This is a genomic window from Wolbachia endosymbiont of Aedes aegypti, assembly GCF_021496215.1.
Taxonomy (GTDB): domain Bacteria; phylum Pseudomonadota; class Alphaproteobacteria; order Rickettsiales; family Anaplasmataceae; genus Wolbachia; species Wolbachia pipientis.
This window is the reverse complement of the sequence record NZ_CP090902.1, coordinates 614,329-628,553: the sequence shown is the minus strand read 5'-3', so window position 1 is coordinate 628,553 and position 14,225 is coordinate 614,329. Positions and strand designations below refer to the sequence as shown.

At 34.1% G+C, this 14,225-nt stretch carries 6 protein-coding genes; 3 read left to right on the top strand and 3 right to left on the bottom strand.

Annotated elements, in window-relative coordinates:
* Positions 1 to 441: a DUF2924 domain-containing protein gene (locus tag L0Z58_RS03125; protein WP_010962725.1), complete on the top strand. Its 441-nt coding sequence runs from the start codon at positions 1 to 3 to the stop codon at positions 439 to 441.
* On the top strand, positions 435 to 1,904 hold the full coding sequence (locus L0Z58_RS03120; RefSeq protein ID WP_010962724.1) for a recombinase family protein: 1,470 nt from the start codon (positions 435 to 437) through the stop codon (positions 1,902 to 1,904). Before L0Z58_RS03125 ends, L0Z58_RS03120 begins: the two co-directional genes overlap by 7 nt.
* Before the next feature lie 406 nt (positions 1,905 to 2,310).
* Here the strand turns inward: L0Z58_RS03120 and L0Z58_RS03115 are convergent, their stop codons facing one another.
* The 3 genes from L0Z58_RS03115 to cifA all read right to left on the bottom strand — a co-directional run bounded on the left by L0Z58_RS03115 (position 2,311) and on the right by cifA (position 11,331).
* The gene (locus tag L0Z58_RS03115) at positions 2,311 to 5,211 is read right to left on the bottom strand and encodes an ankyrin repeat domain-containing protein (RefSeq protein WP_010962723.1); all 2,901 of its coding nucleotides are present in this window, start codon (positions 5,209 to 5,211) and stop codon (positions 2,311 to 2,313) included.
* A 1,119-nt stretch (positions 5,212 to 6,330) separates the two neighbouring features.
* On the bottom strand, positions 6,331 to 9,831 hold the full coding sequence (gene cifB, locus L0Z58_RS03110) for a cytoplasmic incompatibility factor CifB (RefSeq protein ID WP_010962722.1): 3,501 nt from the start codon (positions 9,829 to 9,831) through the stop codon (positions 6,331 to 6,333).
* A gap of 75 nt (positions 9,832 to 9,906) precedes the next feature.
* Complete coding sequence (gene cifA / locus L0Z58_RS03105; RefSeq protein WP_010962721.1) at positions 9,907 to 11,331, bottom strand: cytoplasmic incompatibility factor CifA; 1,425 nt, start codon at positions 11,329 to 11,331, stop codon at positions 9,907 to 9,909.
* Between the two features lie 242 nt (positions 11,332 to 11,573).
* On the opposite strand from cifA, the gene L0Z58_RS03100 reads away from it, so the two are divergent.
* Positions 11,574 to 14,003 (top strand): TomO hydrophobic C-terminal domain-containing protein, encoded by a 2,430-nt coding sequence (locus L0Z58_RS03100; protein ID WP_041580637.1) that lies wholly within the window; start codon positions 11,574 to 11,576, stop codon positions 14,001 to 14,003.
* Positions 14,004 to 14,225: the final 222 nt, after the last annotated feature.

The following is a 14,225-nucleotide window of genomic DNA, read 5'->3' as shown; positions in this document are numbered from 1 at the left end:
ATGGAAAGAAAGGAAGAAATAGAAAAGAAAGTAATGAATTTAGAGAAAAAAGCGTTGGAAGAGGTGAGGAAAATATGGAAAAAGGTATATGGAGAAGGAGCGCCTAGATACTCAAAGAAATACCTGATACCAAGATTAGCTTATAGAATGCAGGAAAAAGCGTACGGAGAAATATCAAGAAAAGGGGCAAAAAGACTAGAATACCTGGCAGATCGACTAGAGAAGGGAAAAAGGATAAGTAGCGATAAACTGCCAGTAGAGGGAACAGAGCTAATATTAGAAAGAGGGGAAGAGACGCATGCGGTAAAGGTAACAGATAAGGGTTTAATCTATAAAGAAGAGTTTTATACGTCATTATCAGCAGTAGCCGGCAAAATAATGGGAATGAGTTATAATGGACCGCTCCTATTTGGAATGAGAGATAAGGAGAAAGAATGCTGAAAGAGGTAAGATGCGCGATATATACGAGAAAATCAAATGAAGACGGGCTAGAACAAAAGTTTAATAGTTTAGATGCACAGCGAGTAGTATGTGAGAAGTATATAAAAAGCCGAGAAGGGTGGGTAGCATTGGCAAAAAAGTACGATGATGGAGGGTTCTCAGGGAGTAATTTGAATAGACCAGCGATAAAGGAATTGTTTGAAGATGTAAAGGTAGGAGAAGTCGACTGTGTAGTAGTATATACGCTAGATAGGTTATCAAGAGAAACAAAGGACTGCATAGAAGTAACATCATTTTTTAGAAGGCACCGGATAAGTTTTGTAGCAGTAACACAAATATTCGACAATAATACGCCAATGGGAAAATTTGTACAAACAGTGCTATCAGGGGCGGCACAACTAGAAAGAGAAATGATAGTAGAGAGAGTAAAAAATAAAATAGCAACATCGAAAGAACAAGGGTTATGGATGGGAGGAAATCCACCGCTTGGCTATGATGTAAAAGAAAAGGAATTAATAATAAATGAAAAAGAAGCAAAAATAATAAAGCATATATTTGAGAGGTATATGGAGCTGAAGTCAATGGCAGAATTGGCAAGAGAGTTAAACAGAGAAGGATATCGAACGAAAGCAAAATCAGATATCTTTAAAAAGGCAACAGTGAGGAGAATAATAACAAACCCAATATATATGGGAAAAATCAGGCATTATGAGAAACAGTATAAAGGAAAGCATGAAGCGATAATAGAAGAAGAAAAATGGCAAAAAGCGCAGGAATTGATAAGTAATCAGCCACATAGAAAAGCAAAATATGAGGAAGCACTGCTAAAGGGAATAATCAAGTGCAAGAGCTGTGATGTAAATATGACTCTGACATACTCAAAAAAAGAGAACAAAAGGTATAGATATTACGTATGCAACAATCACTTAAGGGGGAAGAATTGTGAATCAGTAAATCGAACTATAGTAGCTGGGGAAATAGAAAAAGAAGTGATGAAAAGAGCCGAATGCTTATATGGGGATGGAGAAAATTTAAGCTTCAGAGAACAGAAAGAAGCAATGAAAAAATTAATAAAGGGAGTAATGGTAAAAGAAGATGGAATAGAAGTGTGTTCTGAATCAGAGGAAAAATTTATACCAATGAAGAAGAAAGGAAACAAATGCATAGTAATCGAACCAGAAGGTAAAACAAATAATGCACTATTGAAGGCAGTGGTGAGAGCCCATTCCTGGAAACGGCAATTGGAAGAAGGAAAATATAGAAGTGTGAAAGAGCTGAGTAAGAAAATAAACGTAGGTACAAGACGTATACAGCAAATTTTAAGATTAAATTATTTAGCACCAAAGATTAAGGAAGATATAGTAAATGGGAGGCAGCCAAGGGGTTTGAAGTTAGTTGATTTAAAAGAAATACCGATGCTGTGGAGTGAGCAAAGGGAGAAATTCTATGGTCTTGATTTATAAAAGCAACAGAAAAGGGCCACACAAGAAGATGTTGAAATTGATATAGAAAAGTAAGTCAATGTTACAGAATCAATTATGCGAAAATATCAATATAAATAATGAAGATTTTAGCATATCAGATGCAATAGTGATAAAAAATGTATCCAACTTTAACTGCATATTTTAATAGTAGATTTGGAGGAAAATTCTGTAAACATCAAAAAAAGCAATACTCTAAACTTCAGCACACAACTCCACGAAGTAGTACATGTCGAGCAATCTATAGCCTCTTTGAATCTGAAAGTGTACTTGAAAATTCATAAGCACTAAGTAAGTTTTTTAAGTAAAATAATTTCTTTTTTAACTTAATAAATAAACTTTCCCCTTCATTGTTGTGTAACAAGTCATATACAAAGCTATGGTCTACTTACAAGCAGTGCCTTATGTTGGCTTTTTCTATTTTTAACTCATCCATACTACAGCTTGGCAAGCTTGAATAGCATAAGGAATCTTTTTGTTCTTGCGTTTGTTTTGCCAAGGTCTTATTTCTATAAAGTAGGGGTTGAAAATGATCATGGCCTCCATTTACCATATGTAAGGCACTATTGTGACTATAATCTATCTTACCTGCTTTTGATCTTGAGCTATCTATTAACTGATGCAAGAACGGATCTTGTTGCTTATCAATAGTGTGCAATGGGTTACTTTCTGCAACATGCAATTTCACACCATACTTATCACAAAGTACTCTGCCCTCGATATCGGAACGTCCCCAAAATTCATTCTTTCCAATGCTATTGATATATTGGTTACACGTAATTCCACGATTTACGAGCTCACTTTCAACCTCATCAAAGTCATTGCCAATTTTACTTATAAACCACTCTGGAGGATTGTCTTGCGCAAATCTCTTACACTCATTCCTTAACTGCTCTACAGTAACTTTGATTCCCTTCTGTTGTTCTAGACTTTGCCTGAATGAATCAAAAAAACAGCTTCCATTATTGATTGCGTGCCCTAGATAGAAGTCATCAGGTATGTTTGATTTTTGCTCTTTATCACCTTGTTTTTCTACCTTTTCAATAATTTCTTCCTCTAAACCAAAAATCTTACTCCAGTTGTATTTACCTTCTAACCCCAATTTTTTACTTTCCTTTTCTGCTGCTTTAGCTAAGTCTGTTTTAGAAATATCCCCTTTTTCTTCATAGAACCTAGATAAAGTTTTAAAGATGTCTATCAGGTAAGTTTTTATGTCAAAATTCTTCTCCTTTTGTACAATATTAGACTCAATATTGCGTAAATCTTGTAATAACTTATGCCTTCTAGCAATTTCCTCCATAGAATCCCTTCTTAACTCTTCACGTTCTGTCCATTTGTTGTTAGACTCGCTTATGACTTCAGGACGCATTAATTTTCTAGACCTTTCAAAATATCCCTGTTCAATAGCATTGTAGACCGAGTAGCCACCGAGCGCGCAATCATTGCCTAACTCTTCTTCGCGACCTTTGAATTTTTCTAATATTTCTTCTCTATTACTCACTTCTACTATAATCTTGCTTTTATCCTGTATGTCAGGATACAGTCTAAGGTCTATATTTCCCAAACTAGTATAGAAAGTTAATACTATATCGCTGCCTTCTGTAAGATCTGTGTAATACCTTATGCCGTTTTCGGTTATAATTTCCATCTTACTTTTGCCAATTTTTATTATATCCCTTCTATATGATTCCTGAATTAGTTCCAGATTTCTTGTTCTATCTGTGATTCTTGCAACATCTATTATACTATCCTCTGAGTATTCTAAGTAAAATACATTATTATCGATTTTTCCATCATATAGTTGACCGCTGGTAGCAGCCTTTGCAATTCTAAAAAATTCCTCAGTATTACTAACATACTCTAAATGAGCACTGATCATATTAGCCTTATGAGCTTTGAACTTTAATTCTATTGTATCAATGACTTTTAAACTTTCTGACCTTTTTAACTTTGCTCCTCTTGATATTAATGTACATACTATATCACTGGCAATTCCATAGCTTCCTTCTAGCTGAGCAATTTTTTCTAGTACGTGATCTGCAAAGTAATAATCTTTGTCTTTAGCAAAATTTAATCTCATTCCAGAAGCTATAATCTCATTTACAACTTCTTGTAATTCAATCATGCTTTTAGCTTTTACTACCTTACTTAAAAACTCATTGCGTTTAGCAAGGTAATTTATTTGATAAATCTCTGATAAAAAACTATCGCATTTTTCATAATTGTCTTGTTTTTTACCTATAAAATCAGCTGCTCCTGCTTTTAAGAGCAAGGCTTTTACATTAGGAAATCGACGAGATGGCGAATCAAGAAGTACTGAACTATCATCCTTAACATTTAAAACTATCTTTAAGTCGTTGTCATTTTCATATTGATTTAAAAACTTTCTTAGATTTTCAACCTCTGGATCATAAGCATTATCCCAATCTTCATCAGAACTTGTAGCGAGAAGCATTTTACCTAGTTGCTCTCTTAATTTTTTTTGACTATTAGTTAATAAACATCCTATAATGTTGTCATTATCAATTGCAACTTGCAGTGGAGTTTTTCCATCGTTATTTTTTATGCTTAAATCAGCTCCTTTGCTTATGAGCAAATCCATAGTTTTTCTGCTTTGATCACTACACTTAGCAGCATAATAGTGTAAAGGTGTGTTACCTTTTTCATCTTGTATATTTGGATCAGCTTTTGCATCTAAGAGATACCCAAGATCTTCATATCCACTAGAATAAATAGCAGTATCATGCAAAAGTGTTTTACCTTTATTATCCTGCATATTTAGATCAGCACCAGCTTTGAGAAGAGAAGGAATAATTTCGTCGTATTCGAGAAACACGTTCAATATTGTTGTTCCTAGATGCCCTCTTTTTAGATTAAGAACGTACTTCAGGTCTTTATTTTTCTCGTTACTTTCTAAAAACTGCTTAAGATTTGAAAATGAGTCATAATTTCCCATATTAAAATCTTTTATAATACTATTGAGTAATTTTTGATTTAACTTTTTTTGACTCTCTTCCAGTCCTAAGTTAGGTGCATGAATAAACCACTCATCTATTAAATCCTCTAAGTATTTTTTATCATCTATCAAACTTCTATCAGCCCAAAACAAATCTCGCTTAATGAATTCATAATAACTATCTACTGGTAATCCAGTTGCTTCTGTTTTTGGGCTACCTATTTCTGAAAACTCTTGTCCAGCACTTAGGTCACACTTCAGTTTTTGCTCATCAGTGTGTTTGCTTTGTTCACTGATAGATTCTGCAATATATTTTACTGACCCTGTATCCATATTACCTCCTAGCTCTAGATATAGAATATATTATATAGAATGTGTAGTATGTGTCAAGTTAATTTCAACATAATCTTTTTACTACTCATATTTTTGTTAAGTTTTTATGGTGAGTACTGCTAGGTTAAAAGTTGTTTATTACTGGAAGTTTTAGCCAATTTTACTATAGATCAACAAAATTGAGAACACCAGCTATATTTAATATATAGGAATATGATGCTTTAAAGGAGTACAAAAACTGCTGAAGCTTATACAGTAACCTGCGGAGCCACTTCAGCAGAATAAACAAACATATGCTAGTATTAGTAGAGAATTATTTATAAGTCAACTAACTTTTTAAAAAAATATTTTAGTGAAGATACCATGCTAGCTAGTGTTATAAGGAATTGAATTATTGACTCTTCCTAAGATTGCAAAAAAGGTCGTATATTTGTGAGAACAAGCCGCGTAAAAATAAGGTTATAAAAATAGAAGATTTAAATTATTTCAATAAGCTTAGGCAAAAAAGTTCGTATGTAGATATGGATGAAATGGGCTAATATAGCTAGTTTTAGCGTATAGTTAAATTGTTATATTAAAAAGTTCGTATGGTACATATGGTAGACCATCCCATCCCAAAGAAAAATGTTCTCACGGGTAGCGGTTTTTGTTGCTGGAAATGGTTGGATTATTTAAGTTATTAGCAATATATAATACTAAATTAATAGTAATTCATTTGAGAACAAAAAGAAAAATTTATGATAATTTTACATTTCAAATGGATATTGTTCTTTTTATAAAAAATATTCCTATACTATGTAAGGTCAAGTTCTAATCACATCAATTTTTCTTCCAAATTAAATCTTATCTTTTACAGTGGATCTTACGTTTAAATTATTTTATATCCAAAATTAAGGAAGTTATTCTAAACGGTACACAACTTCAGCATCTAAAGCTAGCTGATTTTAAGAAAATATCGCTCTCATGAATGTGCTTTACGGACAAAAGCTTTATTAATATCTTCTATATTATTGTTAATAAACAACCCCCCAAAAAAAATATGCAGAAATAAATTAAAAGACCCATTACAACCAACGCGTAAATATGGAGTAAAGAAATACTTCATTCACCTATTAACCTCTACCTACTGCCTCTACCATTGCTATGATCATAAACTCTATTCACTCCATCAATTTCATCCAATACAGATTGCGGACCAAAATCAATTGATATCACTCTTTCTCCGCCTAATTGCAATGCTCCCCCACCTCCACGCTGTGGATATTGGAGTTCTAAAAATTGTAATAGTAATGGATCAATTTCATGTTGAATTCCTGGACGACCTTGAATCAATCTACCCCTAGGAGAAGATAGAGAATCATTTTGGAATAATTGTGAAATATTTCTTCTCCGATTTCTAAAGTATTGTTCATTTCTTTGAGGTTGTCTAGTGTCATTTCCAATTCCTGCACTAAGAAGACCACGTATATAACCTATAATACCTTCACCTTTCTCTCCAAAGTTACTATTTCCCTGTAAAGCTTGATCAATAGCTTGGTTAATATCCCTAGCATTTTCGTATGCCCATATGCCACAATTATGGCCATCTGTTTGCTGATGAACGGAAACATCATGGACATTATCATCGCTAATATCACATTCTCTTAAAGCTCCTCGAATATTATTGTCAATACGACTATCTGGACCAAGTGAATCAGCATAATACCCATAATAATTTCCATTTTGGTGGACAATAACTAATGTAACCCAATGACGATTACCTACATTAATAATAGCAGTTAATCTATCTTTTTCACCCGAATCTACTTTTTGTTTAAAGTTATCTATGTTACTACTTAATAAGTCCCTACCTGTTGGATCATTTTGATTTCCATCGACTCCTACTGAAGTTATTGCAAAATCATGACGATCATTAGTTGGATTAGATCGATCATCATGGAAAGTATATTGTCGTGCAGCGAAAAACATGTCATGAGTTTGTAGCCAATAACGGAAATTTTGATTTTCTGTTGCAAAGTCTAGTGCAAGTAGATTATGCACATCTTCTATTTCACGAGCGTTGTTTCTACGAAGGATAGTGTTTATTTGTTGTAATATTCCTTGTGCTGTAGAAGTACCACCTCCCCTTATTCTTGACCTTAATGTTTCTATTGCCTGTGCTCTAGTACCTTGCAAGTAACTAAATGGAACGTGCAGATTATCATCTATATCAAGCAAAAAAATCGAGTTCTGTCCTGGTCTTTTTTCCATGTAAAAGCGCCTGAAATTTTCACGAGTTTGATCTGACAATAGATTTTCTGGTGGATTTTCATCAATAACACTTTCAGGTCCCACTAATACTTCTGGTCTTGAGTCATGACCACGACGATCAAGTCTATGTACATACACTGCTTGTTGTGGAAGAGATATAAAGTCTTCTGCTCTCTGTGCACCTCTATTAAATACAGCATAAGACAAAACCACCTCATTTCCAGAAGTAATAGGCAAATATCCCCTTTGTTTGCTCATCAATTCTGTTATTTTGTACCTTGCCTCGTCTTGCTCCTGTTCTACTTCTTCTGCATTATCAGCAAATCCTAATACATATCCAATTGGGTGAGTATCTGCTGTAGGTTGTCTTAATAATAGAAGACCTAGTCTCTGTTCTGTAACTCTTGTAAGTATTACCCTTTCTCCTTCTTCTTCCTGCCACCTTTTTAAACTATATGTTTGACCAACTTTATACATAGCAAGCACTTTATAAGGATTATCACTAGCATAAAATGTACCATGTAGTATAGAGCGAAACTTATCTTTGCTATTTACATCTATTATCATATTGCCATGCGTATCTTCTGGCATTAATACTGCAGAAATGTTTCTAAATAATTCTTGATGCTGAAATCTATCTTGCCAGCCATCATTCATAACTTGATTTAAAGCATTATGCACATTTCCAGCATTAGGCACTTGCACAAGATTACCACCAAGAAAATTATTTGCATTATTATTTTGGTAATTGTGATATAAACCAAGGTTATCTGTATGAATATTAAGGCCAAGTTGATTATTAAGTGTGCATGAAACTTCCCGTACATGAACATTATTTCCGTCAACATTAAGATCTTGTAAATTGATGGCTCCTTGTTGTACAGCGTTGTTATCTCTAATATGAAGTATAACTATATCAGAACCTTGAGTATGGAAGACCATGGTTAAAGCATGATTCTCATCACCATATCTAAATATATACTTTCTTACACGTTGTTGAACTGCGTTTACTAATCTGAACTCTTCTAAAATACTATTCCCAAAAGCAAAACCAGTTATGCAATCAAATATTCTGTTATAATTCTCTGCATTTCTTGGTATTTCGTTAGGAAGATGTTGAAGCAAGAAATCTCTAATATTTTCTCTAATTCCTTCATCCTCCAAACACTCAAATAATCTTTGTACCAAAGGAAATCTATTCTCTAAAAACTCTACTGTATCAATACTAAAAGGATCTATATTCAGATTAAAATTTAATCCAATACAAACAGCATTTCTTGATTCAGTGTGAATAGATATAAATGAAGAAACATGTAATCTTTTAGCATCAGCTCTAGCGCGGTTTAATGCAATATCAGACGATGTCCTCCATCTAGTAACATTAATAACGATAGGAATGTTTTCTCTCTCTGCCTGATGACATATAAGAAAAGCAACATATGAATTTCCAGGAGACAAGTCAAGGTCAATATCTATTGTGTAGAGATGAATAAAATTTGCCAACAAACCTAAGAAAAATCCGTGACTCTCAAACTTTTGACTGCGATTTTGAATGTCATTTTGTAGGCTGCCTAGGTAACTACGATAGATTCGAGTTATGTATGGCAAAATTCCTTCATTTATTCCACGTTCTATATTTATTTTTTGGTTACTTGCTAGCACTTCCATAAAACTGAAAATCCCTTGCTGACCCGGTGCAACTTGCACAAAATTGACCAAATGACCAAGCTGTACTCTCTGATCTTGATTGAGTCGTATACTTCCTATTTCCTTAACTGTCAACAAACTGCGTGGCGCAGGCGCATTAATCCCATTAAGCCTATTGCGTTCTATATGCCTAAGAAGGCTAATCTCAGACGCTGAATATTTAGCAAATCTATCTCTACCTTGAGAATCTTTTTCACGAATCACCTCGAATACTGTTGCAATCGCCTCTCCCTGACTCTTGCCCTTTCCATGCATGCATACTTTGTATTGCTCAAAATTTAGGTCTTCTTCCCTTAAATTTGGATTTTGCCCTCTAATCTCTCGCACTAGAGCATTTCTTTCCCTTGTACTGAACCTTAACCCATCACTATTAAGACGATCAGAAATACTGTAGCATCTGACAACTTGCTGTCCGTCATGATAAACAGCGACTTTTAGGTTCCCTGTATTTCTATTTCTACCACCTGTATCAATACCATGATTATCAAAACGAAAATACACTCTCTCATTTGCTTTTAAGATATTAGCATCATGAGCAGTAGCAAACATACTGAAAAAGAATACAGGAAGGAAACGTCCTGTACTTACATGATACAAGAAAAATGGACATTGATCTAAAAAGGATTCAAACTCTTGTCTAAAACCATCAAGATCTCCATCCACTAAACTTCTTATTAAAGACACAAAGCACGTCTCTATTTGCTAAGACCAGAAAAACCACTCACATTAATGAGTAGACTAGATTCTTCTTTTCTTATGAGAACCAGAAATACCACTCACACTAGGAGCTTCAAACTCAGACTGTGGGCCATCACCAGAACCATCAAGTGGCAAAGATACCTTAGATTGAGACCGCAAATTATTCCAAGGACCATCACCTACAGAAGGTAAAGTTACTTTCTCTAACTGAAGAAATAACTCTTCTGCAAACTTGCCGTAATCTACACCTTTCCTCTTTCCTTCCCTACCACATATTCTAAGATTTTCTATCATGACTTCTTTAAAAAGGTCAAACTTTTCAGGAAAGCAACCTTTGGCAAATGAAATCATATCTAATATTTCTTCTTTCTCTATTTCCCTATCGGGCTTACAAACATCTTCTCGTTTCCAATTAATGATTAATCCCCCAAGTACACTCTTTATAGGAACTGTATAATTAGAAGTATTAACAGAGGTCTCTCTGTATTCAGCAAAGCGTTCACATTTCCAAATCTCCATAATAAGGGATCTAGCTTGAACACTTAACTCAGGATTTTTCAACATCACATTTGAAAGTGAATAAAGAAAAAGTTCATAGTCTTGCTGTGAGAATATCTTGTCCGAACAGTCTCCTCCTGCTGAAACGCCTTTATAACACCAGCACTGTACCAAATCATGAACCGTATCAAAAAAACATGACTCTATTAATTCAGCAAGAAGGAAATATACTCCCTTATCTTTCTGCAATAATTTCTGTAAAAGAGTATCTTTATCGCCTATATTCCTTACACAAAAATCTAAAATAGGAGCGTCTCTCTTAACAGATTGAGGACGAGAAAGAGCAACAATAGCTTCTGTAAGCTTCTTCTCCTTATCTTTTTCCTCTAACTGATTATAAAAATACTCTACCCCTTCGCTCCACTTAAGTTTTACAGTACTGTCAAAACCTTCTACTGCATCATACTTCTTTAATTCCCCAGATTCTCTATCGATCCAGAAATCAAACACAGGACCATTTCTCTTCATGGATGATAGCAGAATGTTTCTTACATATTGATCACTGATCGGATTACCTTGACTATCTACCTCTTCTGAAGTAAATTGACCTCTAGAGAGTACAAACTGTTTGTTGAAAAAATCACCTATCTTGCCCGTTATACAGTACCTAGATGCCATACCATACCTTGGTAGTGGGTTATCGATTTCTCCTATTTTCTCTTCAGTCAATTTCTGACCTAAAACAGTATTATTTAACCTTGTACCTAACCAACAACCTTCATCTCGAAAAACATTATATAAGAATTCCAGCTTATCATCCTTAAAAAGTTTGATATACTCTATATAGGTCTCGACCCACCTTTTAATAGCTAACTTTCTTCCAGCCGCAATGTCACGATCTGTATGTTTTATCACATCTTGTAGCTTTTTAAGCACTTCAGCCTGACGTTTTGTTTCTATTGGCATTTAAACCTCCCTATATCATGAAAACAACGCTATGGTACTAAATTTGTAACTAAGTTACAACACCTAATTACTCCAGAAAGACCTATTTGATACCCAAACGTTCTGGTCAGGCCTAGAGAAATCTGTCTGGAATTATTGAGTATTTTCTAGAAATCTTAATTTGACAGCTAATACCAGGTTTTCTGGAGACTATAGGTGATGCACTTTTTCTATTTATATTCCCAAGAATAAGGTCAGTAGATATGTTGTTTTCCAGAAGAATATTAGTAAGATTAATTGGAGAAGTGCTTATGACTTTAACTAAGTGTGTTTTAACTTCGCCCTTCAGTTCTGTTCAGCAGTATCTGTTAGTGTTAGGTAAGGTTATGGTTGTAAATACAAAATCCGATCAGCAGAGGGCTGAAGATGATCTATATACTGTTTTGAGATTCAAAGAAAAAGGAGATTTTGAAAGACGGATAAGAGAACTGCTTGTTAACGATTATAAGAAACTTAAAAAACCACTGAGCAAACTCCTTGGTAAGTTAGAAAGTAAAATAAGGACTGATAAAGAGAATAACCAAGCAGCCAGAAACGTTTATGATCAAATCAAAAAATCTAAAACTAATGAAGATAAATTAAGTAATTTATTGAACTTTAAAAAACAGCTAAAAGCTTTCCTAAAAAATCAAGATGATTGTAGTATTGTGTTAAATGCGATTGACTCTGCAAGTGTTATCCCTGTTATTGAAGTTAATGGTGTGCATCCAAAAGATAGTGAGATCAAAAAGTTAAAAAAAGCTCAACCTCTCACCTCTAACAGACAAGACTTTGAAGAAGCTCTAGGATACATAGAATCACAAGAAAAAGTTATGGGGATTACATTAGAGGAAATTATGGAATACAAGCAACACTCTGTTAAGATTTTTCTACTGAACCGTGTTCATTCATGCAAAAATGGGCATTCTCAATTGCATCCTGATGTAAAAGAAGCTATAGCAATATTATCAAATGATAAGCTGAGAGCTTTCTACGATGAAGAAGTAAAGAAGAAGACGCTACAACCAATATTGTCCTACAAAGAATGTGAACAATTATATGATAAAATTAACTATGAAAAAAATGAATCTCATATTATAATCGAAAGAGAAGAACTTGGAGAGAATGTTAGGAGGGTAATGGGAGTGAAGCGCTTTACGAATCAAAGCAGTAGAGAAGATCAGAAAAATGGTATTAGTCCAACAGGAACTTCTACAAATTATAGACAAGAGCAAGTTGCCTCTAGTGGTGATAGAACACTTTATAATAGTGATATACCTTCACTAGGTAGATCGATTAAGAGCAGCCGAAGTGCACTGTTTATGCCATTTGGAGCTTCTGTTGATACGAGTACCACGATTAAACCTGCCAATCCATCTAACCTAGTTACCACTGGTGAGAATTATACTAGTAATGCAGATCTGAGTGATGAATTGAACGTAAGTGAAGTAACTAAAATTGTTGAACGAAAGGAGCTATTATCCAATAGTTTAAAAAAAATCCAAGAAATTGTGGAAAAGCTGGGTAATACTACACTAAGTGAAGAAGTGATAGTTCATGAGAGACATTTCAAAAAGTTTATGGATTTTGTAGGAGAAATTCTCGTAGATATTGGTACAAGATTACCACAAAGTGGTTCTAAAAGCATGTATCTTGAACGAAAATTGAATGGATTGGAAAAGATGAATGAATCCTTAGATAACAGTGTTCAAGAGTTAGAGAAAAAAGTAGATAAACTTGAAAAAGAGAATAAAGATTTTCTAGCAGAAAATGATGAACTTAAGGAAAAACTTGCTACAGCGAAAGAAGAAAAGGAATTGCTATTTAATAAAAAAGAAAAGATGCAGGAAGTTATAAATGGGCTGAATGAGGACAATCAACGATTAATGCAAAAAATAAATGGGTTAGAAGATGATTATAAGTATTTGTTAAGAGCGGAAAAGACAAAAAGAGAAACCGAAGATTCGTGTATACAAGTGGAGGATGCAGATATACCGGAAGGAAAAGCTGAGTTATGTAAAGACTATGAAATTAAACTAGTAAAGCTGGAACAAGAGATAGATGCAAAAGGGAAACAATGTGAGGAATTGCTATTAGAAAATAGTATATTACGAGGAAATATAGAACGATTAAAGGAAGAGAATAAACGATTAGAAGGCATTGAAGAAAGCTTTAGTATCGATCTCTCACATTTTTGCTCTGTAAAAAATTTGCATGATGAGCTTATTCTAGCTAATGAACAGCCGGAAAATATTGATATATCAATCCAGGATGAGATGGATTCAAAAGTTGCCACTGAGTCTGTGGGTGTTAATGTAAAACAAGGTTATAGTAAAAGGACTAGCAACCTATCTCGAGTCTCTGAACAAAGTTCAGCAGTAAAATCTCAATTCTCAGAAGCAAGAGCTCAGAGTAGAAAGCAAATAATTTATGCCTCTGCTTCTCTTATATTATCTGGAGTATTTGCTGTTGGCACAAGTTTAACAATGTCTCATTTAGGAATATCTATTTCACTTGCTTTGACTGCATTAACTTTCCTTACATTGGGATGTTATTGTTCATATAAGGCAAGTACAACGCTTAGGAATATTGAACTTGATCGAACTTTTAAAATGGCTGATCATGAAGCTGTTTTTATGGTTCCCAGCTTATAACTATGTGGAAAAATATATTGTTTTACTCACCCCAAGAAAAGAGATAATGGGAAAGATAAAAAGGTCTATCAGTTCTCGGTGCGGCAGATTAATTTCTGACGGTGATATAGAGCATTACTTATTTCTCTAGAGAATAGGGAATTGGCGAATAGAGTTCTAGGTGTAGAAGGAGATATAGATGAAGAAAAGACCAGATTTAGTAGAAAAATATAAGGGCTTCTT

Bases quoted from the DNA above. Each gene is read 5' to 3' on its own strand.
- L0Z58_RS03115 (WP_010962723.1), bottom strand. From the start codon at position 5,211: ATGGATACAGGGTCAGTAAAATATATTGCAGAATCTATCAGTGAACAA.
- L0Z58_RS03125 (WP_010962725.1), top strand. From the start codon at position 1: ATGGAAAGAAAGGAAGAAATAGAAAAGAAAGTAATGAATTTAGAGAAA.
- L0Z58_RS03100 (WP_041580637.1), top strand. From the start codon at position 11,574: ATGTTGTTTTCCAGAAGAATATTAGTAAGATTAATTGGAGAAGTGCTT.
- L0Z58_RS03120 (WP_010962724.1), top strand. From the start codon at position 435: ATGCTGAAAGAGGTAAGATGCGCGATATATACGAGAAAATCAAATGAA.
- cifA (WP_010962721.1), bottom strand. From the start codon at position 11,331: ATGCCAATAGAAACAAAACGTCAGGCTGAAGTGCTTAAAAAGCTACAA.